The sequence below is a fragment of the Bradyrhizobium sp. PMVTL-01 genome, assembly GCF_051861855.1.
Lineage (GTDB): Bacteria > Pseudomonadota > Alphaproteobacteria > Rhizobiales > Xanthobacteraceae > Bradyrhizobium.
The window spans coordinates 7,920,291-7,940,586 of sequence record NZ_CP193982.1; the positions used below are offsets into that span (position 1 = coordinate 7,920,291).

Genomic DNA, 20,296 nt, shown 5'->3' on the forward strand with positions numbered 1-20,296 from the left:
ACGCTCTAAAACGCCGCCGCCAATTCCCTGGCGCCGGGTTTGCTGCTGTTCGAGTCCATCCGATCATCGGTCACCGCAAGCAGCTTCGCCACCGTGTTGTGGCGGATTGCGACCGGGTTGCGCTCGTAGCCGCCGCGCTGGAAGAAGTTCGAGGTCGGCACCTGCTCGCGCATGGCCTGCGGCATGGTCACCATGTCGAGACCGGTGCCGTCGCCGGTGAGGTTCATCATCTCGAGCTCGGCCGCGGTGAGCGGGCGCGTGTAGCCCTTGGCGCGTGCGAACAGCACCGAGGTGAGCAGCTTGTGGGTCTGCAGCATCGGCCCGACGTCGACGTCCAGCACCATGGCGTGCATGGCCCAGCCCTGCGCGGTGTTGCCGATCTTCTCGTGCTCCGACCAGGTGTCGGGCACCGACTTGGCATGAGCCACCATCTTCTTGAGCACCGCGAGCTTGTACTCGAGCGCCTGGCGCGCAGGCCCCGACGTCCGCGCCACCTTGTCGGAGAGCGCACGGATGAATTCGTGACCCTGCTCGGCGAGCAGCTCGACACTGTTGGTGGTGAGCAGCTGGTTGTAGCCGATAGCCGTCGAGATCGCGCGCTTGCCGCCATGCTCGATGCCGGCCTGCACGTCGTAGCTGCCGGTGCCGCCGGTCTCGAATGAATAGACCCGCACCGCCTGCTCGCGCGTCAACCCGGAGGCCAGCGCATAGCGCGCATAGGCGCGCTTGAACTCGACCTCGCTGGATGGCCGCTGCGGCGTGAACTGGTAGAGATCCTGCGCCGCGCGCAGCAAGTCCGCAACGACGGGAATCGGCTTCTTGGTCGGTCGATCCGGCGTTTCCTCCGGCTCCGGGTCCACCGGACGCTTCGGCCCGGTATAAACAGGCGGATGCTCCAGCACGTAATCGTCGAGCGTGATCTGCTGCCCGCTGCGCCGCTTGGCGTTGCGGCCTTTCCGCTTCTCGGAGATCTGGCTCCAATAGGCCCCGGCCTCCTCGTCGAAGGCCGCGCGCGCGGCCTGATATTCCTGCAGCTTGCGGCGATATTCGAGCACGGCGGGCGAGGCGCCACCTTGCGCAAAGAACTGCGACAGCAGCTGGGCCCTGGCGTTGCTGATGGAAGGCGGCAGCGCGTCGGCCTCGCCACGCGCGGCGGGCACGAGCAGAACGAGCGCGAATGGAACCGCAATCAGGCTTTTTCGAATCGATTGATGCATGCTGCCCTCTTAGCAGGCATCCGGTAACCGTCACGTTAACGTGCCGTTTACCATCGTCACTTCCAGGCGAACACCGGCTGTTCCAGCTCGGCCACGCGGGTCTGCCGCCCCGCCAGCACCTCGCGGAACTGGTAGATCAGCGCCGCCGTCGGCGCGTGGATCAGGCTCGCCTGGTGATGGAAGCGGATCACCCGGCGGCTGCTTTCGGGGATCGCGACGAAGTCGAAGGCGTCATCGCGCTCGATCGTCGCGAGCGCGATGCGGTGTACCGAGGCGACCTCATCGGGGTTCGGTTGGATCGCAGCGCTGCCTGCGGCCCAGACCACGACCGGGGTGATCAAATAGCCGGAGCGGGTCGGATAGTCATCGAGCGTGCCGAGCACGTCAGTGCCGGTGAGGCGAAGGCCGAGCTCCTCGTCGAGCTCGCGCAGCGCCGCCTCGACCGGCGTCTCGCCGGCATCGCAGCGCCCGCCGGGCAGCGCCCATTGGCCGCGATGGGCGCGCAAGCGCGACGTGCGCAGCGTGAGCAGGAACGCGGTGTCGTCGCCCTCGCCCGCCGCGGTCAGTGCGACCGCCACCGCGGCGCGCTTCAGCGCCGGCGCCGCATCGTCTTCCGGCAACCGCGTGAAGGCCGCGCAGGCAGCCGCGATATTCCGCCGTGTGGCATCGTCGAACGGTCTCATCATGCTTGACTACACCACGTCCGGCCCCGATGAAATGAGAACGAAAGCTCGCACGGGAATGGACGACGAGATGACCAACAAGGCCGCCGCCGCAAGGCTCAAATCAGAGGGCTGGAGCATCCTGGAGACCACGGGCTTCATGCACCTGATCGGCCCGTTGTGGGAGCGCAAGGTCGACGGCCAATACGAATTCGCACTCGCCACCGAAGACAAGCACCACAACCGCCGCGGCATGGTCCAGGGCGGCGTCATGATGACCTTCGCCGACCGCACCTGCGGCATGACCGCCCGCTACACGTCCGGCAAGGAATTCATGGCGACGGTGCAGCTCGACACCCATTTCGTCGAAGCCGGCCAGATCGGCGACATCCTGATCTCCCGCCCGCGCGTGGTGCGCTCGACCCGCAGCCTGATCTTCATGAGCACCGAGGTGACGGTGGACGACCGCTGCATCGTGATGGCGAATGGGGTGTTCAAGATTCTTAAGGGGCCGAGGTAGAGAGGTTGCCACTATCGCAGCCACATACTCGCGTCATCCGGTGAAGGCCGGGACGACGTCGAGGAGATACCGCGCCGCCTCCAACCTCGTCATTGCGAGCGCCAGAAATCTCTCCGCGGATGCATCTCTGGATTGCTTCGCTGCGCTCGCAATGACGGCGGTGGCTGGCTATGCTGCCCTCCATCAAAATATCAAGGACTCGCCCATGCAATACCGCCAGCTCGGCCGCACCGGCCTGAAAGTCTCGCCGATTTGTCTCGGCACCATGATGTTCGGCGGGCCGACCGATGAAGCCGCATCGAAGCGGATCATCGACAAGGCGCGCGGCGCGGGCATCAACTTCATCGACACCGCGGACGCCTATTCGAAGGGCGCATCCGAAGAGGTCGTGGGACGCGCGATCGCCGGCAACCGTCACGCCTGGGTGCTCGCGACGAAACTTGCCAACCTTATGGGTGACGATCCCAACCGCGGCGGCCTGTCGCGGCGCTGGGTGTTGCAGGCCGCTGATGAAAGTCTCAAGCGGCTCGGCACCGACCACATCGACATCTATTATCTGCACAAGGAAGACCATGCGACGCCGCTGGAGGAGACGGTGCGCGCGATGGGCGATTTGATCCGATCAGGCAAGGTGCGTTATTTCGGCGTCTCGAACTATCGCGCCTGGCGCGTCGCCGAGATCTGCAACATCTGCGACCGGCTCGGCATCGACCAGCCCGCGGTGAGCCAGCCCTATTACAACGCCATGAACCGCATGCCCGAGGTCGAGCACTTCCCGGCCTGCGCCTATTACGGCCTCGGCATCGTGCCCTACAGCCCGCTGGCGCGCGGCGTGCTCACCGGCAAGTACAAGCCGGATGCGGCCCCGGACAAGGATACGCGCGCCGGCCGCAACGACACCCGCATGATGCAGACGGAGTGGCGGCCGGAATCGCTGCAGCTCGCGCAGGAGATCAAGGCCCACGCCGAGACAAAAGGCATCACCGCCGGCGAGTTCGCTGTCGCCTGGGTGCTGAACTCGGCGTTCGTGACCTCCATCATCGCCGGCCCCCGCACCGAGCAGCAGTGGGACGACTATGTCCGCGCACTCGACTATCGCTTCACCGCGGAGGACGAGGCGCTGATCGACCGACTGGTCGTGCCGGGCCATCCCTCGACGCCGGGCTACAACGACCCGGCCTATCCGATCGAGGGCCGCCGCGCGCGAACGAGCTAACAGCAGGAGACGACGATGCCGCATGAAGATCGCTACGGTCTTCCGCTCTCAACCGCATCCCACGATGCGGCATCCGCTTATCGCGAGGGCATCGACCTCATGCTCTCGGGCTGGACCGGTACGGCAGAGACGCTGGAGCGCGCGATTGCGGCTGATCCGGGCTTCGCGCTGGCTCACATTGCCCGTGGCCGTGTGCACGCTTTCTACCAGCAGGGCGATCTGGCGCGGCAGAAGGCGGCGACGGCGCGCGAGCTCGTTGGCGGGCGCGGCACCGAGCGTGAGCGCTCGCATGTGGAGACGTTGGCGCTCGCGATCGAAGGCCGACTGCCCGAGGCGATCGCGACGATGTTGAAGCATGTCGAGAGCTGGCCGCGCGATGCCGTGGTGCTGTCGCTGCCGCTCGGTGCCTTCGGCCTGTTCGCCTTCTCCGGCATGGCCGATCATGACCGCGCGCGGCATGAGCTGTGCGAGCGGGTCGCACGGCACTATGGCGAGGACTGGTGGTTCCTCACCATGTCCGGCTGGGCGATGACGGAGAACGGCGACGTCGCGCGCGGGCGCGCCGTCACCGAGCGCGGCTTCAACCTCCGCCGCGCCAACGCCCACGCCGCGCATGCGGTGCTCCATGCGATGTTCGAGGACGGTTCGATCGAGGAGGCCGATCGTCTCGTCGACGACTGGATCTCCTCTTACGACCGCGCCGGCATCCTGCACGGCCATATCCTGTGGCACCAGGCGCTTGGCGCACTTGAGCATGGCGATGCGGCACGCGCGCTCAGGATCTATGCCGACGTGCTCCAGCCTTCGGCCACGCAGGCGCCCCCGCTCAACGTCGTCACCGACGGCGCCTCGCTGCTCTGGCGCCTGTCCGCCTACGGCCACGCCGTGCCCAAGGCGCTGTGGCTCGAGGCCGACACCGCCGCGCAAAAACTGTTTCCGAAATCGAGCCTGCCGTTCGCCGACGTCCACATGGCGCTGTTCGCTGCGGCAACGCAAAACAATGAGGCGCTGGCGGCGCGGCTTGCCGTGATCGAGCAGCGGCTCGCCGACGGCAAGCTGCCCGCCGGTCCCGTGGTCCCCACGATCTGCCGCGCACTGGCCGCCTTTGCCGACGAGGACTATGCGGTCTGCGTGCAAATGCTCGCGCCCGTCCTCGGCGAGGTCGTGCGCATCGGCGGCAGCCACGCCCAGCGCGAGCTGATCGAGGATACTTTCATCGTCGCGTTGATGCGCAGCGGCGACCTCTCTCGCGCGCGCACCCTGCTCGACGCCCGCCTGCACCGCCGCCCCTCCCTGCGCGACATGCGCTGGCAGGCCGCGATGGCTTAGCTCCGCCACGAAAAAACACCGGCCTGACCATCGTCACGGCAGACGAGGTGATCGCATCTTTCGCGCCGAAGTGATGGCAACAATGCCATCAAGGCGGATGATGCGACAATAAATCTCACGACGCGCGATCATCATGACGCGCCAGACATCGCACGCTGCGTCGTTTCGACGCCCGCACTGGCCGGAACGCAGCCGGCACCTACGTGTTGTCACACGACATTCAACTGGAGTGACGACATGAAGTATCTCATTGCCGTGATCGCCGTCGGTGCTGCGGCGCTGGCCGGCGGATCGGCGGCGAAGGCGGGCAACACCACGAGCGCGAGGCCGAACGCGCCGACCGACATCAGCGCGCAGCACCGGCACCATCACGGCTACCGCCATCATCACTGGCGCCATCACCACAACGGTTATTATCGCCCGCACTATCGGAGCTATGGCTATTACCCACGCCACCACGGCTATTATGGCGGCGGACCGTACGGCTATTACGGCGGCGGCCCAAGCGTCACGTTCGGCTTTGGCGGCAGCCGCTGGTAAATTGGCCGGCACGGACCAACGAAAGGCCCGCGAGTCCGCGGGCCTTTTTCATCCGCGCAACATGATCTCCGCCGTCGCCAGCCCGCTCGCCAGCGCGGCCTCGACCGTACCCATGTCCCGGCCGCGATAGAGCGCTTCGCCCGAGAACAGCACGGCACCATCGGCGCGCGCGAGAATCGCCTGCGCCTCGCGCGTGCGCGGCGTCGCCCAGGAATAGGCGCCGCGGGCGAAGGGATCATGCGTCCAGTTGGTCGCCGCCGCCGCAACGAGCTCGCGCGCGACCTCCTCGCGGGGCTGGCCGAAGATCGTGGCGAGTGAGTCCAGTCCAGCGTCGACCAGTCCTTGCGAATCGAGATGCGACAGCTCCGCCGTCCGCGGGCCGCCGAACCAGCCGGTGAGCACGGGATGCGCGTCCGGATAGCGCGTCCACCACACCGGAATGACCTGGTCCGACAGCAGGAAGGTCATGTCGGCGAGGTCGGGCTTGAGCTCGCGCCACCATGGCCGCGCGAAGCGCAGCAGGATTTTGATCACGCTGCCGAAGCCGATGTCTTCGGCGGCAACGGCCTTCGTCCGCGCAGCCGCGGGCAGAGCGATGTCTGGCAATAACGGCAGCGGCACGGTGACGATCACGCGATCGCAGCCGTGCGCATCGCCCTTGGCGCAACGGACGACGAGGGCGCCGCCCTCTTCGATGATGGCCGTCACCACGCAGCCGAAGCGGATCGCGGCGCCATGCCCGCGGCACTCTTCCGCAAGGAATTCGGTCAGCGCGCCATAGCCGCCGACGATCCGCGCCTGGGTGTGGTGCCCGCCGTCCATCCATTCCTCGCGCAGCGCCAGGATGGAGGCGCGCGCCGGATCGGCCGCATCGTAACCTTCGACCATGCGCTCGATGGAATGGCGCAGCCGCTCGTATTTTGGTCCGGCAAAGTACCGCCGCAGGAAATCGGCGACGGTGAGATCATCCTTCAACGCCCCGAGCACGGCTTGCAGCTCCGCCTCGTACTGATCGTGGCGCTCCTCGCGCGAGAGCCCGATGCCGTCAAAGCTCCATTGCGTGCCCGCGATCTCCCGAAGGGCCAGCCCCGCCTCGCGCAGCAGGGCGCGCGTGACCGGCGCCTCGCCATGGATGAATTCGGCGCCGCCATCGGCGGGATAGCCGAACTCCGCTGCCGGCAGCGGATGAATGCGACCACCGCAGCGCTCGCGCGCCTCCAGAATGGTCACCCTCTTGCCGGCGCGCGCGAGTTCACGCGCCGCCATCAGGCCGGCCGCCCCCGCGCCGACGATGACAATGTGCTCTGGCATATCGGGCATGACGGCGCTTTACCTGGCCGCGCATTGCGGATCGTTCTTGATCTGATAGCGCAGCAGCAGGACGCCACCGCCAAGCTCCCGCACGCTCTCAAGCGTCATGGCGGCAAGCGGCGCGCGCTTGTCGCTGTCCGCTTCCGTCGAGTCGAAAACGAACGGTGCGCCCTTGGTGCCGTCGATCGCGGGACTGAGGATCAGATTGAATTCGTCGAGCAGGCCGGCGCGCAGGAAGGCGCCATTGGCGACGCCGCCGCCCTCCACCAGCAGCCGCTTCACCCCCAGCTCGTGATTGAGGATGTCGAGCGCCAGCGCCAGGTCAATTTCGGACTTGCCGGCGAAGATGTAGGACACGCCATCGCCGCGCAACCCTCCGAGATGCGAATCCGGCACGCTCTCGGCCAGCACCACCACGATCGGATCGCCGCCGATGTCCGAACGGCCCCAGCCGATCTTGCCCTGCGCATCGAGTACGACGCCGTAAGTCTTCGCGTCGCGCCGCGCGAACCAGTTCTGACGCGGAAACGTCTCGCCCGACATTTCGGGATAGGGCTTGCCTTTGGCGAACTCCGAGCCCGTGACGCGGCCGATCACCCAGGCATCGCCGCCGAGTTCCTCGTGGATCTTCTCGAACCAGTCCGTGCCGGCGCCCTTCGGACGCCAGCGGCTGGGATGCGTGCGGCCGTCGAGGCTCGAATGCATCAGGCAAATGACATACGGCTTCATGCAAATCTCCGGATGAGGCTCACGCCGCCGTTCCGCCCCCGCCGTCGGCCTTGGCGCGATCGTTGACGATCACCGCGAGCGGATTGAGCTTGGGCGGCGCAACGAGCTGCAGCGTGTTGGTGTCGTGATGATTGAACGGCGCGCCGCGCACGAACAACTCGGTCTGGATCAGATAGGTCCAGCTTCCGTCGTCGTTGAAGATGATGTCGCAGCGGTAGGAATCGGTGCGGAAGGCCTGTTCCAGGAAATCGGTCGAGCAGATCCCGTAAGTGGTATCGCCGCGCTTGGCGGTGACGGAGATCTTGCGGTCATCCGGCGCTGCCTTGCCCGAGGCCAGCAGCACCTGCCCGCGCGGGATCGCCAGCGTCTGCATGATCAGACCGGTCGCAGGCTCCCACAGCCAGTAGCCGACCTGGTCGTGGAAGGTGATGTCTTCTTCCGGCGTGTTGATGTGAATGTGATAGCGCAAGCCATAGAAAAGCTGCGGGCCGTTGGCCTGCGGATCGATCGCGTCCATCCTGATGCGCTCGATGAAGGTGCGCCGCTCCGGCCCCTCCGCCTTCGGATTGATGTCGATGCCCTTGTCCGCCTGCCACGTGCCGGCAAGTCGGCGAAGCGGGCCGAGATTGGCGAGGGCGTCGGGCGAGACGTCCTCCGGCTCGGTGAAGATGTCGGCGGGAATGGGCAGCATGGGAACCTCGCGTCGTTGCGGGAGGCAGCAATAGCACAAGGCCAGCGCAAAACTACCGGGAGGGAACCGGAAGCCGTGCCGGACGTTGTCGGCCGTCGAGTCCTCGAAACCCGGGCTCGGTTGGGCAACGATGCCCATGTCACGCGTCGCGGGGAGTCCGGTGCTGTCTGAGAAAGCCGCTCGACAGTCAACTGACCTGAGCTTCCTTGCCGACGGCGGCGAGCTGGGCGCGATGATGCGCGCCCTGGACTGGTCGGACTCGCCACTCGGCCCCCCTCATCGTTGGTCCCAGGCCCTGAAGACGACGGTCGGCATGCTGCTGGCGGCGCAAGCCCAGATCGTTCTGTTCTGGGGGCCCGATTTTGTCGCGCTCTACAATGACGCCTATGCGCCGGGCATCGGCGCCAATCATCCCCGCGCCCTCGGCCGCCCGGCGATCGAGAATTGGGGAGAGCTGTGGGACGATCTCGAACCGCTGCTGGCGGGCGTCCGCCGAACGCGGACGACATTCGCCGCAAAGGACCGCCCCTTCTACGTCGAGCGTCACGGCTACGGCGAGACGAGTTACTGGGACGTCTCTTATTCGGCCATCCCGGATGACGATGGCTCGGTCGGCGGCGTCCTCTGCATCGTCTCCGAGACGACCGAGCGTGTTCTCGGCGAGACCCAGCTGCGGGCCAGCGAAGCGCGCTACAGGGAGCTGAACGCCACGCTCGAACAGCGCGTGGCCGAGCGCACCGCCGAGCGGCATTTGCTTGCCACGATCGTGGAAACCACCGACGGGCAGATTCAGGCCCTCGATCTCGACTACCGCTGGCTCGCCATCAACGCGTCCTGCGCCGATGCCTATCAGCGCATCTTCGGCAAGCGGCCGAAGGTCGGCGATTCCCTGCACGAATTCCTCGCCGACCGGCCGGAGCATCTTGCTGCGGCCACGGCGATCTGGAGCCGCGCGCTGAGCGGCGAAGCCTTCACCACGATCGAGGAATTCGGCGATCCCCGCTTCGACCGCCGCGTCTACGAGATGAAGTTCGAGGCGCTGCGCGCGCCGGACGGCACACGTATCGGAGCGTTCCTGACCGGGATGGACGTGACCGATCGCCTGGAGGAGCAGGCGCGTCTCGCACAGGCGGAGGAGGCGCTTCGTCATGCCCAGAAGATGGAGGCCATGGGCCAGCTCACCGGCGGCGTCGCGCACGACTTCAACAATCTTCTCACACCGATCGTCGGGCTGCTCGACCTGTTCCAACGCAAGGGCATCGGCGGCGAGCGCGAGCACCGCCTGATCGCCGGCGCAGCGCAGGCAGCCGAGCGTGCCAAGACGCTGGTGCAACGCCTTCTCGCCTTCGCGCGCCGGCAACCCCTTCAGGCCGTCCCGGTCAACATCAGCCGGCTCGTTGCCGAGATGGGCGACCTGATCTCGAGCACGACCGGACCGCAAATACAGGTGACGGTGGATGCGCCCGCAGGACTTCCCGAGGCGATGGCCGATCCCAACCAGATCGAGATGGCGATCCTGAACCTCAGCGTGAATGCACGGGATGCCATGCCGGACGGCGGCAAGTTGCGCATCTCGGCCAAGGCCCGCACGGTTGAGCGCGCGCACACATCGGGACTGACGCCGGGAACCTATGTCTGCATCTCGGTCGCCGATACCGGCGTCGGCATGGACGAGGAGACACTGGCTCACGCCGTCGAGCCGTTCTTCTCGACCAAGGGCGTCGGACAAGGCACCGGTCTCGGACTTTCGATGGTCCACGGCCTCGCGTCCCAGCTCGGCGGCGCGCTCACGATCAGGAGTGCCGTGGGAGCCGGGACGACGGTGGAGTTATGGCTGCCGGTGAGCCAGATAACCGCGGGCGCGATCGACAGCGTCCCTCGGCCGAAACTGCAGCCGCTCCCCGCCGGCACCGCGCTTCTCGTGGACGACGAACCGCTGGTGCGCATGAGCACCGCCGAAATGCTGGGCGAGCTCGGTTACACGGTCGTCGAGGCAAGCTCGGCGGAAGACGCCCTTCAGCGCGTGAGGGAGGGCCTTCGGCCGAACCTGCTCATCACCGACCATCTCATGCCGGGCATGAGCGGAACCGACCTCGGCCGTATCCTGCGCAACCAATATCCCGAACTCCAGGTCCTCGTCGTCTCAGGCTACGCCAACAGCGAAGGCATCGCGCCGGACCTGTCACGGCTGACGAAGCCATTCCGCAGCGACGAGCTGGCGGCGAGCCTTGCGAACCTCACCAAGGTGGCGCAGTAGGCCGCCAGGCGCGACCAGCGCCATTGGAGATCACGAGCCAATGGCCTGCATCAGCGAAAGAGGCACGCAAGGGCCGCAATCGCGCGCCTTCAGCCCGCCTTCGTTCCCGTGACGGCCACAAGCGCCTGGACGAGACGATCGAGATCGGCCTCGTCGGTGTAGAGCGCCGGCGTCACGCGAATGCATTGGCCCTACGCGACGCCCGCCCGGCGAACCGTCAGGACCTTATGCGTGTCCCTGAGCTTCGCACGATGGCGTCGCGCGGGCGGTCGCGGGAATGAGGGCGGTTGATCGCCGCCCTCAGACGGAGACCGCGCTCAAGCCGCTTGCGACATTGATTTCGCACGCTTCTCGAGCAGGCCGATCGTCGACACCAGATTGTCGCGTCGCGCGCGAAGATTGGCCGCGAGCAGCGGATAGGTCGGCTGCTTCACGTCGAACACCCCGGCTCTCGCTTCTTCCTCGAGAATGTCGGTGTTCAAGAGCCGAACACGCCACCACAAATCCGCGATCAATGCATCGAGCTGGAGTTCACCAGCACCAGAACGGGACACTTCCTGCATGGCTTGCCTCAACCTGAAACGGCCACCTCTGTTGGGGCCTGGACTGGTCCTGACTGAGCAAGCGGAGTGCCAGGAATGGGCGGGCCGAGATCCGGGTCAGGAGCGAGCTGCGCGATGGTCCGGTTGCCCGCATGAACCGTTGAACGCAAGCCAGGCGCAGCTCGCGGCCGTCGTTCGGCTGCGATGAGGATTGGGGAGATTCAGCGGGCAGGCTGGATGTTGCGCCAGTCAGAAAGGCTACGAACTCGTATATTGTTGAAATTGCTGCATAAATTTAAATTGCGGGGAGCATCGGCTAGCTTCGTCCTCCCAACGGGTTTCCGCCGAGTTTACGATGGACGCAGCTTGGCAGCTGCGCAACGGGCGCGCTCCGAGCTGCCCATCGCCAAAGCCACGCAGGATTCGAGACCAGACTTCGAGACTGGCGTAGGCCCCGAGGGCGGCTCGCTGGCGGACCGCACTGATTCGGATAATGATCGTTGCCGGTCGTCTTGGCTTCTTCGGCGACCACGCCCATCTCGTCAAATCCCCAATGCTTCGCAGCCTTTCTGACGCAACTGGTTTACCGCGGGTAAGCTTTGTGCAATGAACGATGTCACCGCTCGAACGAACGCCGATGCCTTGACCGAGAGACGCCTCGCTCACACAAAGACTCGAGAAAGCCCGCCACGCACCGATGTCGGGACGATCATCCTCCATTGGGCGACCGCGCTCGCGTTCGTCGTAAGCCTCGTTACCGGCATACGCATCGCAGCGGACGCGCTGCACGCCCCCTTCTCGAAATGGCTCGCTCCGGTCCTGCCGCAGGGCGAAATCTTTTCCTGGCATTTCCTCGCGGGGCTGGCCCTCTTTTTCTGCGGGGCGGCCTACGTCGCCTACCTCGCGCGCAGCGGCCTCCTCGAGCGTAACAGCCCCAGGAAGACGCGGATCCTCGCGTTGCGCGCCCCGGCTCGCCTCAAGTGGGGAGCCGTCAACGTCATCCTGCATTGGTTCGTCTATGCGCTCGTGATCTTCCTCACGGTGACGGGCGTCATGATGTATCTCGGCTATGGCGGCTGGTGGGCTTATCTCCACTCGACGGCCGCCTTCGTCGCGCTCGTCTACATCTTCGCGCATGTCGCCGCGCATTATCTCCATGGCGGCTGGCAGCAGATTTTCCGCGTGTTTCGGCCGACGCCGCTCGCGATCACGAAGGCCGTGCGGCCGAGGCCTCTTCTCGTCGCCGCTGCAATCGGGGTAGCCGTCGCGTGCGGCGTCGCCGGGCTCGACTGGGCGACGCGCGATACGCTCGTCATCGCGCGGGTAAGCGCCGCGCCCAAGCTCGACGGTGCCATGGGAGATCCCGCCTGGTCGCGCGCGCTCCCCGTCTTCATTCGCACGCAGCAAGGTGCCAATCTCGGCGGATCGGGCGAATCGCTCGTGGAGGTGCGCGCCCTGCACGACGGGCAGAAGCTCTATTTTGCCTTCCGCTGGGAGGACCCCACGCGCTCCCTCCGCCGCATTCCGATCATCAAGCAAGAGGATGGCTGGCACGCCCTCGACGAACGTGCGGGTCTGCAAGACGCCTCCGACTTCTACGAAGATAAACTGGCGGTCATTTTCTCGGATAATCCATCGCTCGGCGGCGCAGGCGCGACGGATCTCGGCGCCAACCCGCTGCCCGGCAAACCGATGCCGATCAACGGCCGGGGCTTCCACTTCACGACGGATGGCAGCTACATAGACATGTGGCAGTGGAAGGCGTCGCGCGGGGGCATGCTCGGACGCGTCGACAGCCAATATATCGGCCCGCCCTACGCCCCGACCCTGGACGAGCAGAATTACAATGCCCGCTATCAGGGCGGCTATTGGAATAAGCCTGGCCGCACCCTTTATTCGTATAACTTCAAGTTCATCCACCGGGACGACAAAGGGCCCGTCACGGTTCTGCGGCTGCCCAAGGACTTGAAGGCGCAAGTCGCAGCCCTCGGCAAGTTCGATCTCAATCCCGACAGCAGCGACGACGAGAACGGCCGCTGGTACATGTTCGACTGGGAGAGCGAACCCTACACGCCAGAGGCCGACGCGAGGATTCCCCTCGGCACGATCCTGCCTGGCGTGATCATTGCCGGCGACAACGAAGGAGAGCGAGCCAATGTCTCCGGGGTTTCAAAATGGAGCAACGGACATTGGACGCTCGAGCTGACGCGCAACATGAAAAGCGATGGCAGATATGACAAAGCCTTCGTGCCAGGCAAAGATCTTTACATGTGGGTCGCTGTCTTCGACCATACGCAGACGCGGCATGCGAGCCATAACCGCCCGGTGCGTGTCGTGTCGGAAAATTAGGGCTCTCGGCGACGTGCGCGACCGGAGGCCACTCCCAAAGGCCTCGCGATGAACAGGCACTGTCGGCTCGTCATCAACGGCAAGCTCGTGGAAGCCCGCGCCGGCGAAAGCCTGATCGACGCGGCGCTCGGCGGCTCGATTCTCGTTCCACACGACTGCAGATCTGGACAATGTCAGAGCTGCCGGGTGACGGTCGTTTCGGGCTCGGTCGATGACGGCGGCTCGGGCCATGGCCGCACTGTGCTCGCCTGCCAGGCAGCGGTCGCAGGCGACGCCGAGATCGAATTCGAAGAATTGCCGCTACCTGAGAAGCGGGCGGCCGCCGTCACCGAGATCAACCAGCTCTCGTCGGAGATCGCCGAAGTCGTGCTGACGACTTCGGCGCCGCTCGAGTTTCGGCCGGGCCAATATGTGCGCGTCAAGTTTTCCGGCTATCCTGCGCGCGAGTTCAGTCCGACCTTCAGGCTCGATGGTTCCTTCAAGCAAGTCGAGCTTGTCTTCCACATCCGGTGCCTGCCTGACGGCACCGTGTCGGGGCAGCTCGGCAAAGCCATCAGGCCCGGCCATAAAGCGCATGTGCAAGGCCCCTTCGGACAAGCCTACCTACGACAGGGGCAGGGGCCGCTGGTGCTGGTCGCCGGCGGAGCTGGCTGGGCCCCGATCTGGGCGCTCGCCCGCTCGGCGCGCTCGACCCAGCGCAACCGCGAGATGGCGGTCGTCGCCGGCAGCCGGGATGCCGACAATCTCTATATGCTTCCCTCGTTGCAGTGGCTGATCGACGACGGAGTCCGCGACGTCATTGCGACGACGGAGGTCGGGTCTACCCTGCCGATCAGGCCCGGGCGCCCATCGCACTACCTGCCCCTGCTTGGGCTGGAGGATACGGTCTATGTCGCCGGCCCGGTCGGTCTCGTCGAGATCGTGAAGAACAAGGCGCGCTCGGCCAATGCGCAATGCTACGCCGATCCTTTCCTGCCGAGCTCTCAAACCCCGTCGCTGATGGACAAAGTCACCCGTCTATGGCGAAGCCGGGAGCAGCCTCATCGCCCCGGTCTGTGAGCCGATGCCGAGTTCGGCAGCGTGGGCGGCCGCCGAGTCTCGGCGCCTCACGGCTTGACGGGCAGACTGCCGAGGCTGGTGATGACGTCGGCTGCTTTCTGCGCATCGGCAAAGCGCAGAAAGGCCAGGGCGTCCGGATCCTGCAACGTATTTAGATAGATCAGCGCCAGCACCACGCTCGAGGGATAATCCGCGTCCGTCGGGTAGTGGCCGTCCACGCGAAGCACCGTGAGCCCCTGTTCCAACGGCCGCGAGAAAGGACCGAAGCCGATCGCGCCTTGAACTTCGCGAACCGTCTCGATCGCTTCCTGCGTGGTCGTCGCTATCTTCGATTTCTCGGTGATCTCGAGATCATGCCAGCCGGGCATGCTGGCCCGTAGCACGGTGAGAGTGCTGTCCTGGTCCTCGCGCCGCACGACGCGGATGCGCATATCGGCGCCGCCCAGCTCCTTCCAATTGGCAAGGCGGCCCGAATAGATCGCAACGAGCTGAGCGCTTGTGACGGCACTCACTCCGCAGCCGGGATGGACGATGAAAGCCGAGGGCAGGCGGGCGATCGCCTTGTAGACGATGCCGGAAGCCACCTCGGCGTCGGTCAGGCGGCGTGCGACGCGCCCCAAGATCGCCTTGCCGGACCCCACGGCCGCGATGCCTCCGCCAGAACCGATGCTCGGCGGGACCTCGATCTGTGCCGATCCCTCCTGCTGCATGAAGCTCGCGGCGATGGCGCGCAGGACATCGATGCCGTCTCCGGTCCCGACGATGTCGAGCTTGCGTGTTTCGGCGGCAGCGGCATTCACCACCGCAAGGCAAAGGCCCAATAGGGCTGCCATTATCCTCGAAAATGCCATTGCAGACCCCTTCGAACCAAGAGGTGCACAATCTGGCAAAGAAACCTAAACCTTCTGTTGTCGCAACGCCGTGCCTTTTGGAATCATCAGTGTGGCGAACAGAAAGTGAAAGCACACAATCTGATGGTTTCGAAAAACCAATTGGTAATTAACTAGCCACAAATAGACGACAAATAGACGATTTAGAGGGTGTCACTCGCCTAAGTTCGGCGCCTTGAAGACAGCTCAGTGGGGGCCTCAGTGAGCGACATTGATCGGCCCCCGCAAGTTCAGGGTGCTGACAGGTGGTGGCGACCGACACCGATATGGCGAAGACATCGAAGACGCCGTCCCGCTGGCGTCGTTGGGCTGTTCCGTCCGGAGTTCGTTTCCCCTCGTCTATCGCCATGCGCCTCGTTGCCGTCGTGCTCGCGACCGGCGTGCTCGGGCTCGGCCTCATCGGTGGCTTGACGGCGCTACGCCTGCAGCAGCAACTGGGGCATCAGGCTGCGGCACTGGGCGAACTCTCGGAAGACCAGCTTGCTCATCGCCTCGACGGCGAGGCGCAGTTGGCGCGAGCGCGAATCGAGGTCCTCGGCGCGGAAACCGCGTCGCGCCTGCGCCAGATCGCTCAGCGCGCCGATATTGCAAAGGCGGTCGCCTCGAACAACGATGTGACGATCCGCGAGTTGCTCAGCGTCGTTGCTTCGACCTCCAGCTTCGAAAGGCTGATCGCCTTCGACGAAACCGGCCGCGTGATCGGTGCCAACACGCCACTCGACCTCCTCGCTCTGAACGGGGCGATCGAGGGGACCGACCTCTCCGTCAATCTCAGGTCGATCCTCAAGCACAATAGCCGCTCGCACCCGCGAGGTGAGGAAGGCACCTATGAGCTCAAATCGGCTGAACTGTCTGCGCTTGGCCTGCCGGAGCGCCGCACTATAGCGCACACCGCAATCGAGCCCGTGTTCGACGACTTCGGCGACCTCATCGGCGCGCTCGTCGCCATCCGACCGCTCGGGCGCACGGAGCGGACTCTCGAGAACTTCACTTCGCTAGCCAATGCCGGCGTGGTCATCATCATGGGTGACGACAAGATCGTGTCTTCCGCGGGGCCTGAAGGGGTGAAATTCAGCAGCGCCAGGACGCGTTTGGGCGGACTACAGCGCTCGGATGACGGAAACTACGTCGCGCGCTGTGTCGAATACGAGGCTACGCTCAAGGTGTGTACGTTCGCGAGCGCAACGCTCGTGACGACGACACGCGATCAGATGTTCCAGATCGGCGCCGCACATACCCGCTCGCTGATGTGGCAGTTCCTGGCATCCGCGGCGCTGGCGCTCGGTGCCTTGGTCGTCGCGCTGTTGGTCGCCGTAAGGCACTTCACGAAAGGACTTTCGGAGCTCGCCAAGACCGCCCAGGAAATCGCGGGAGGCAATCTCGACGTTCCGTTCCGCGCAACGGGCATCGGCGAGGTTCGCGGCCTCGGCCTCGCATTCGAGCGAATGCTGACGCACTTGCGCGCCAGCACGCGAAGAATTCGCCAGCTCGCTTTCTACGATACGGTGAGCCGCATTCCCAATCGGGAGAAGATGCGCATCGATGCGCCGGCGCTCATCGACGCTGAACAAGGCGGGGCGCTGTTGTTCCTCGACCTCGATGGCTTCAAATCCATCAACGACACTTTCGGGCACAAGGCTGGCGACGAGCTGCTCAAGTTGGTGGCCGAGCGCTTGAGCAATTTGCTGGCGTCCAAGGTCGCTGCCGGCAAAAGTCTGCTCGCCCGGGTCGGAGGCGACGAGTTCGTCGCCATCATCGCCGGGGTGAAGACGGTCGAGGCCGCGAGCCTCTGTGCCCGCGAGATGATCGAGACGCTGCAGGTTTCCTTCAAGCTCCAGAGCAACCATGCGACCATCGGCGCCAGCATCGGCGTTGCAATCTGGCCCACCCACGGCACCACCTATGACGATCTCCTGATCCGCGCCGACCTTGCGATGTACGTCGCGAAGAGCTCGGGACGCAACACCCACGCGTTCTTCACTCCGGATCTCGCCGAGGTCGCGCGTGCCCGGCATGCGCTCGAAACCGATCTCGCCCTCGCGATCCGCAATGAAGAGCTCGTCGTCCATTACCAGCCCAAGGTGTCCTGCGTGAATGGCCGCATCGTGGGCGTCGAGGCGCTGGCGCGCTGGCATCATCCGAAGGAGGGCAACATTCCTCCTCAGCGCTTCATCAAAATCGCGGAAGAGATCGGTCTCATCATGGAGATCGACCGCTTCGTGCTCAGGCGCGCGCTCGCCGAGATCGGGGGCTTGATCCGGGCCGGCTCAAACCTCGTGCTTGCCGTAAATGTCGCGGCGACGGAAATCGAGGACCCGCTGTTCATCAAGGATATCGTCACGACCGTTCGCGAGGCCGACTTCCCGCCGCGATACCTCGAGATCGAGGTCACGGAGTCGGTAGCGATGCGCAATCCTGATGTCGTGCGCGAGAGAATAAGCCTCCTCAGGCAATTGGGAATACGCTTCGCAATGGACGATTTCGGAGCCGGCTATTCGAATCTTTCGACCATGGCGAGGCTCCCCTTCGACGCCGTGAAGCTCGATCGCACGCTCGTCGCGGGTGTCGCGGAAGACCGCGAGAAGCAGACGATCCTTCGCCTTGCGCTCGGACTTGCGAACGAATTGGGGTTCGAAACGGTGGTCGAAGGCATCGAAACGGCCGAAGACCTTCGGTTCGCGGCCGAAAACGGCGCGACCATGGCGCAAGGTTATATTTTCTCTCCGCCGGTATCGCTCGATGAGTTCACCGTCCTGCTCCAGCCGACCCTTTTGGCTTCGACGGTCGAAGTGGCGCCCAGGCGACACGGAGCGGAGCGGCAGGCTGCCATCCGCTGAGCCGTCGGCTTTCCGGTCCTCGGCCACGCATGCGCATGAACGTTCGCGTGTCAGCCGAACTTGTAGGGAAGCAGGCGTTCGCCAAAAGCTTCGCCTCGCCAGATCAATTGCAGGCCCGTGACGATTTCCGCCGGGGGGGCCATTCGAGGGCGGGCGAACCGTCATCGTGGCAGCACCTCTGGGCCGGCTACCGCTCTTCGCGCGCGCGGGCTCGATCGTTCCGATTGAAGACGGCAGGGGGCTGAAAGCAATCGTGTTCGGCGCGCCCGATCGCCGTGGTTCCGGGCTTGTCTATGTCGACGATGGCGAGACGTCGGATTGGCGCAAGACGGGCAGGACGATCGAATTCCGCCTGCGCCGCGACGATACTGGCCCCGTGCTCGATGTCAGCTGAGCAGAGCTCTCGGCACCAATCCGCGTCCGCGGCGTCGGCGTGCCGAATCTGCGCCTTGCCGGCACAGTCGAGTGAGCCGCGTTTGGCGCACCTGTAGCGAGGTCTGAGGGACGTTGGCGGGCTCAAGGCAAGGGCTCTGTCCGCAGTTCGTGGAGTTGACCTGCCCTTATTGGCGACATCTTGAAAGAACTGAAACCGCACGGCGCAGGATCGCCCTCAAGCGCCTGCAGCAGCCGCCGACTTGGACACGGCCGGCTTTCGACCAGGCTCAATAAGGCAACCCCGAGTTCCTGGCCGCTCACCAGGTGAGTACACATTCGGGATAGGCAACTCCGGTCGATGACGTACCGAGGAGAGCTCGCTCAGCGCGACCCTGCGCTGGCTCCTCTACGTTCCTGTCATTTGCCATTCCTAGCGGGTCAGCGCGACCTGCTTGAATGCAATCATGAGAGCTTTTTCGAGTTTTCCCTGCATCCCCGAGAGAATGCCGTACGCCTCCGACCGAGGCATGGTCGGCTTGTAATGCCGGTGCTCGATCAGGGCGGCGAAGATGTCGGCAATGGTCAACATTCTCACGATATCGGCGATGCTCTCGGCAGAGAGCGCGTCCGGATATCCGCTGCCATCGAGATATTCATGATGATGCCGGACTGCATCCAGGATCTCGGCCGAAATTCCAGTCTGAGCTTTCAGAAACTCGTACCCCGCCACAGGATGCGTCTCGACAAGCGCCCGCTCCTCGGCATCCAGACGTCCGGGCTTGTCCAGGATCGCCAAGGGGATCTTCGCCTTGCCGATGTCGTGAAACATGGCGGCCGAGTACAGCCGCTCAAGATCGGTTCTCTTCAGCCCTAGGCTAAGGCCGAAGTCGATGGCTACGCCGGTAACGAGGAGGCAGTGCTGGTAAGTCCCCTCGTGATGGCGCCGCACGGCGGTGAGCCATTCAGCGAGGCCGCGCTCGGTGATCCGTTCGGCGATCCCCCTGCCAGCATCTATGGTCGCCATCACGTCTATTGGCTCGCCGAAAGACGCCGCAGCAAACATCGATCCGATCGCAGCAGCCGCGACCTCCACCGCATTGTCTTCCTGCGTCGCGCCAGTTGGTGAAGCAGCCTCTGAGTTTCCTCGATTGGCCAATGCCGCGAAGAGTTTGGCCGGATTAATTTTTCCCGTCACGGCGAGCGTAGCTCCAAGGGCATAGGCCTGTGAGATGCAGGCGTGAGAGGGCTGCTCGATCAGGAATATGCGCTTGGAAACTTTGGCCGTCCGCGCACTTCTCCTCTTCAGAGCGGCGATGTTTTCGATCACACGCAGATCGGCCCGCACAACCAATGCGTCAGGCAACTCCGAGAGCTTCGAGTCGACATCCAGTCGCTCCCCTGCGATCTGAAATCTTCGATCGAGCAGGCTGCAAAGCTCAGACAGCTTCGCGGCATTATCAGCCAGAACATGCACAAACATGAGAGCCGCCTCCGAGACGCTGACCGGCGTCTTCACGCCCAAAACGATCCCTGATCCTCAGGCGGTTCGTTCAACCACACCAGTGCCTCGCGCAATCTCAGGAACATCACTCGCTCCTCAGAGGGAGACGATCGGCCTCCTCCGGAGAGATAGAGGATGAAGCCCTTGCTGTCGTGATGAAAGAGGGCCTCTTTGGCTTCGCAAGTTGCAAGAGACGGAACGTCGATGAAAGACACCGTTCGCGAGGAGACTAGCTGCATGGGTTGCTACCGGTCATTCAAGGCTGGATAGG

The 20,296-nt window shown here is 64.6% G+C and carries 17 protein-coding genes; 9 read left to right on the forward strand and 8 right to left on the reverse strand.

The window, feature by feature from the left end; translation table 11 throughout:
* Positions 1 to 5: 5 nt before the first annotated feature.
* Positions 6 to 1,217 carry a hypothetical protein gene (locus tag ACRQ5Q_RS38185; protein ID WP_439394940.1) on the reverse strand — a complete coding sequence of 404 codons (1,212 nt, stop codon included), beginning with the start codon at positions 1,215 to 1,217 and terminating at the stop codon, positions 6 to 8.
* Positions 1,218 to 1,273: 56 nt separating this feature from the next.
* Positions 1,274 to 1,903 carry an NUDIX hydrolase gene (locus ACRQ5Q_RS38190; protein ID WP_439371442.1) on the reverse strand — a complete coding sequence of 210 codons (630 nt, stop codon included), beginning with the start codon at positions 1,901 to 1,903 and terminating at the stop codon, positions 1,274 to 1,276.
* Between the two features lie 55 nt (positions 1,904 to 1,958).
* Between ACRQ5Q_RS38190 and ACRQ5Q_RS38195 the strand changes: the two genes are divergently transcribed.
* The 4 genes from ACRQ5Q_RS38195 (at position 1,959) to ACRQ5Q_RS38210 (ending at position 5,484) form a co-directional block, all read left to right on the forward strand.
* A complete protein-coding gene (locus ACRQ5Q_RS38195) occupies positions 1,959 to 2,399 on the forward strand; it encodes a PaaI family thioesterase (RefSeq protein ID WP_439399940.1) in 441 nt (146 codons plus the stop codon).
* Between the two features lie 205 nt (positions 2,400 to 2,604).
* On the forward strand, positions 2,605 to 3,615 hold the full coding sequence (locus ACRQ5Q_RS38200; protein ID WP_439394941.1) for an aldo/keto reductase: 1,011 nt from the start codon (positions 2,605 to 2,607) through the stop codon (positions 3,613 to 3,615).
* A 15-nt stretch (positions 3,616 to 3,630) separates the two neighbouring features.
* Positions 3,631 to 4,944 carry a tetratricopeptide repeat protein gene (locus ACRQ5Q_RS38205; protein ID WP_439394942.1) on the forward strand — a complete coding sequence of 438 codons (1,314 nt, stop codon included), beginning with the start codon at positions 3,631 to 3,633 and terminating at the stop codon, positions 4,942 to 4,944.
* A gap of 237 nt (positions 4,945 to 5,181) precedes the next feature.
* Positions 5,182 to 5,484, forward strand: a complete 303-nt coding sequence (locus ACRQ5Q_RS38210; protein ID WP_439394944.1) for a hypothetical protein — start codon at positions 5,182 to 5,184, stop codon at positions 5,482 to 5,484.
* A 48-nt stretch (positions 5,485 to 5,532) separates the two neighbouring features.
* Here the strand turns inward: ACRQ5Q_RS38210 and ACRQ5Q_RS38215 are convergent, their stop codons facing one another.
* Genes ACRQ5Q_RS38215 through ACRQ5Q_RS38225 form a run of 3 tightly spaced genes read right to left on the reverse strand, consistent with a single transcriptional unit; the run spans position 5,533 to position 8,215 of the window.
* Positions 5,533 to 6,804, reverse strand: coding sequence for a flavin monoamine oxidase family protein (locus ACRQ5Q_RS38215; RefSeq protein ID WP_439394946.1), 1,272 nt, complete (start codon positions 6,802 to 6,804; stop codon positions 5,533 to 5,535).
* 9 nt (positions 6,805 to 6,813) lie between these two features.
* Entirely contained in the window at positions 6,814 to 7,524 is a 711-nt protein-coding gene (locus ACRQ5Q_RS38220; RefSeq protein ID WP_439394948.1) for a RibD family protein, read from the reverse strand.
* Between the two features lie 19 nt (positions 7,525 to 7,543).
* A complete protein-coding gene (locus ACRQ5Q_RS38225; RefSeq protein WP_439371447.1) occupies positions 7,544 to 8,215 on the reverse strand; it encodes an FABP family protein in 672 nt (223 codons plus the stop codon).
* Between the two features lie 136 nt (positions 8,216 to 8,351).
* On the opposite strand from ACRQ5Q_RS38225, the gene ACRQ5Q_RS38230 reads away from it, so the two are divergent.
* On the forward strand, positions 8,352 to 10,472 hold the full coding sequence (locus ACRQ5Q_RS38230) for an ATP-binding protein (protein ID WP_439394950.1): 2,121 nt from the start codon (positions 8,352 to 8,354) through the stop codon (positions 10,470 to 10,472).
* Positions 10,473 to 10,789: 317 nt separating this feature from the next.
* Here the strand turns inward: ACRQ5Q_RS38230 and ACRQ5Q_RS38235 are convergent, their stop codons facing one another.
* Complete coding sequence (locus ACRQ5Q_RS38235) at positions 10,790 to 11,035, reverse strand: hypothetical protein (RefSeq protein WP_439371448.1); 246 nt, start codon at positions 11,033 to 11,035, stop codon at positions 10,790 to 10,792.
* Between the two features lie 585 nt (positions 11,036 to 11,620).
* Here ACRQ5Q_RS38235 and ACRQ5Q_RS38240 point away from each other — a divergent pair.
* Together ACRQ5Q_RS38240 and ACRQ5Q_RS38245 are read left to right on the forward strand one after the other, a co-directional pair.
* On the forward strand, positions 11,621 to 13,363 hold the full coding sequence (locus ACRQ5Q_RS38240; RefSeq protein ID WP_439394951.1) for an ethylbenzene dehydrogenase-related protein: 1,743 nt from the start codon (positions 11,621 to 11,623) through the stop codon (positions 13,361 to 13,363).
* A gap of 48 nt (positions 13,364 to 13,411) precedes the next feature.
* Positions 13,412 to 14,422 carry a 2Fe-2S iron-sulfur cluster-binding protein gene (locus ACRQ5Q_RS38245; RefSeq protein WP_439394953.1) on the forward strand — a complete coding sequence of 337 codons (1,011 nt, stop codon included), beginning with the start codon at positions 13,412 to 13,414 and terminating at the stop codon, positions 14,420 to 14,422.
* Positions 14,423 to 14,469: 47 nt separating this feature from the next.
* Here the strand turns inward: ACRQ5Q_RS38245 and ACRQ5Q_RS38250 are convergent, their stop codons facing one another.
* A complete protein-coding gene (locus ACRQ5Q_RS38250; RefSeq protein ID WP_439371451.1) occupies positions 14,470 to 15,273 on the reverse strand; it encodes a substrate-binding domain-containing protein in 804 nt (267 codons plus the stop codon).
* A 386-nt stretch (positions 15,274 to 15,659) separates the two neighbouring features.
* Between ACRQ5Q_RS38250 and ACRQ5Q_RS38255 the strand changes: the two genes are divergently transcribed.
* Both ACRQ5Q_RS38255 and ACRQ5Q_RS38260 read left to right on the forward strand, forming a co-directional pair.
* Complete coding sequence (locus tag ACRQ5Q_RS38255) at positions 15,660 to 18,149, forward strand: bifunctional diguanylate cyclase/phosphodiesterase (RefSeq protein WP_439394955.1); 2,490 nt, start codon at positions 15,660 to 15,662, stop codon at positions 18,147 to 18,149.
* A gap of 166 nt (positions 18,150 to 18,315) precedes the next feature.
* A complete protein-coding gene (locus tag ACRQ5Q_RS38260; protein ID WP_439394957.1) occupies positions 18,316 to 18,543 on the forward strand; it encodes a hypothetical protein in 228 nt (75 codons plus the stop codon).
* A gap of 411 nt (positions 18,544 to 18,954) precedes the next feature.
* Here the strand turns inward: ACRQ5Q_RS38260 and ACRQ5Q_RS38265 are convergent, their stop codons facing one another.
* The gene (locus ACRQ5Q_RS38265; protein ID WP_439399941.1) at positions 18,955 to 20,004 is read right to left on the reverse strand and encodes an HD-GYP domain-containing protein; all 1,050 of its coding nucleotides are present in this window, start codon (positions 20,002 to 20,004) and stop codon (positions 18,955 to 18,957) included.
* Between the last annotated feature and the right edge of the window lie 292 nt (positions 20,005 to 20,296).

Coding starts and splice junctions, on each gene's coding strand:
- ACRQ5Q_RS38190 (WP_439371442.1), bottom strand. CDS start 1,903: ATGATGAGACCGTTCGACGATGCCACACGGCGGAATATCGCGGCTGCC.
- ACRQ5Q_RS38215 (WP_439394946.1), bottom strand. CDS start 6,804: ATGCCCGATATGCCAGAGCACATTGTCATCGTCGGCGCGGGGGCGGCC.
- ACRQ5Q_RS38225 (WP_439371447.1), bottom strand. CDS start 8,215: ATGCTGCCCATTCCCGCCGACATCTTCACCGAGCCGGAGGACGTCTCG.
- ACRQ5Q_RS38235 (WP_439371448.1), bottom strand. CDS start 11,035: ATGCAGGAAGTGTCCCGTTCTGGTGCTGGTGAACTCCAGCTCGATGCA.
- ACRQ5Q_RS38195 (WP_439399940.1), top strand. CDS start 1,959: ATGGACGACGAGATGACCAACAAGGCCGCCGCCGCAAGGCTCAAATCA.
- ACRQ5Q_RS38205 (WP_439394942.1), top strand. CDS start 3,631: ATGCCGCATGAAGATCGCTACGGTCTTCCGCTCTCAACCGCATCCCAC.
- ACRQ5Q_RS38240 (WP_439394951.1), top strand. CDS start 11,621: ATGAACGATGTCACCGCTCGAACGAACGCCGATGCCTTGACCGAGAGA.
- ACRQ5Q_RS38245 (WP_439394953.1), top strand. CDS start 13,412: ATGAACAGGCACTGTCGGCTCGTCATCAACGGCAAGCTCGTGGAAGCC.
- ACRQ5Q_RS38185 (WP_439394940.1), bottom strand. CDS start 1,217: ATGCATCAATCGATTCGAAAAAGCCTGATTGCGGTTCCATTCGCGCTC.
- ACRQ5Q_RS38265 (WP_439399941.1), bottom strand. CDS start 20,004: ATGTTTGTGCATGTTCTGGCTGATAATGCCGCGAAGCTGTCTGAGCTT.
- ACRQ5Q_RS38230 (WP_439394950.1), top strand. CDS start 8,352: ATGTCACGCGTCGCGGGGAGTCCGGTGCTGTCTGAGAAAGCCGCTCGA.
- ACRQ5Q_RS38200 (WP_439394941.1), top strand. CDS start 2,605: ATGCAATACCGCCAGCTCGGCCGCACCGGCCTGAAAGTCTCGCCGATT.
- ACRQ5Q_RS38220 (WP_439394948.1), bottom strand. CDS start 7,524: ATGAAGCCGTATGTCATTTGCCTGATGCATTCGAGCCTCGACGGCCGC.
- ACRQ5Q_RS38250 (WP_439371451.1), bottom strand. CDS start 15,273: ATGGCATTTTCGAGGATAATGGCAGCCCTATTGGGCCTTTGCCTTGCG.
- ACRQ5Q_RS38255 (WP_439394955.1), top strand. CDS start 15,660: ATGCGCCTCGTTGCCGTCGTGCTCGCGACCGGCGTGCTCGGGCTCGGC.
- ACRQ5Q_RS38210 (WP_439394944.1), top strand. CDS start 5,182: ATGAAGTATCTCATTGCCGTGATCGCCGTCGGTGCTGCGGCGCTGGCC.